This window comes from Neisseria maigaei (assembly GCF_958267405.1).
GTDB lineage: Bacteria > Pseudomonadota > Gammaproteobacteria > Burkholderiales > Neisseriaceae > Neisseria > Neisseria bergeri.
Genome location: NZ_CATQFT010000017.1, coordinates 1 through 1222 on the forward strand (window position 1 = coordinate 1; position 1222 = coordinate 1222).

1 protein-coding gene is annotated in these 1222 nt (G+C 45.2%); it reads left to right on the forward strand.

Annotated features, from left to right (window positions below):
* Positions 1-1209: an IS4-like element ISVsa5 family transposase gene (locus Q3O06_RS04970; protein ID WP_006250222.1), complete on the forward strand. Its 1209-nt coding sequence runs from the start codon at positions 1-3 to the stop codon at positions 1207-1209.
* Positions 1210-1222 lie beyond the last annotated feature (13 nt).

Here is a 1222-nt window from a genome sequence, read left to right on the forward strand (position 1 = left end):
ATGTGCGAACTCGATATTTTACACGACTCTCTTTACCAATTCTGCCCCGAATTACACTTAAAACGACTCAACAGCTTAACGTTGGCTTGCCACGCCTTACTTGACTGTAAAACTCTCACTCTTACCGAACTTGGCCGTAACCTGCCAACCAAAGCGAGAACAAAACATAACATCAAACGAATCGACCGATTGTTAGGTAATCGTCACCTCCACAAAGAGCGACTCGCTGTATACCGTTGGCATGCTAGCTTTATCTGTTCGGGCAATACGATGCCCATTGTACTTGTTGACTGGTCTGATATCCGTGAGCAAAAACGGCTTATGGTATTGCGAGCTTCAGTCGCACTACACGGTCGTTCTGTTACTCTTTATGAGAAAGCGTTCCCGCTTTCAGAGCAATGTTCAAAGAAAGCTCATGACCAATTTCTAGCCGACCTTGCGAGCATTCTACCGAGTAACACCACACCGCTCATTGTCAGTGATGCTGGCTTTAAAGTGCCATGGTATAAATCCGTTGAGAAGCTGGGTTGGTACTGGTTAAGTCGAGTAAGAGGAAAAGTACAATATGCAGACCTAGGAGCGGAAAACTGGAAACCTATCAGCAACTTACATGATATGTCATCTAGTCACTCAAAGACTTTAGGCTATAAGAGGCTGACTAAAAGCAATCCAATCTCATGCCAAATTCTATTGTATAAATCTCGCTCTAAAGGCCGAAAAAATCAGCGCTCGACACGGACTCATTGTCACCACCCGTCACCTAAAATCTACTCAGCGTCGGCAAAGGAGCCATGGATTCTAGCAACTAACTTACCTGTTGAAATTCGAACACCCAAACAACTTGTTAATATCTATTCGAAGCGAATGCAGATTGAAGAAACCTTCCGAGACTTGAAAAGTCCTGCCTACGGACTAGGCCTACGCCATAGCCGAACGAGCAGCTCAGAGCGTTTTGATATCATGCTGCTAATCGCCCTGATGCTTCAACTAACATGTTGGCTTGCGGGCGTTCATGCTCAGAAACAAGGTTGGGACAAGCACTTCCAGGCTAACACAGTCAGAAATCGAAACGTACTCTCAACAGTTCGCTTAGGCATGGAAGTTTTGCGGCATTCTGGCTACACAATAACAAGGGAAGACTTACTCGTGGCTGCAACCCTACTAGCTCAAAATTTATTCACACATGGTTACGCTTTGGGGAAATTATGAGGGGATCTCTCAG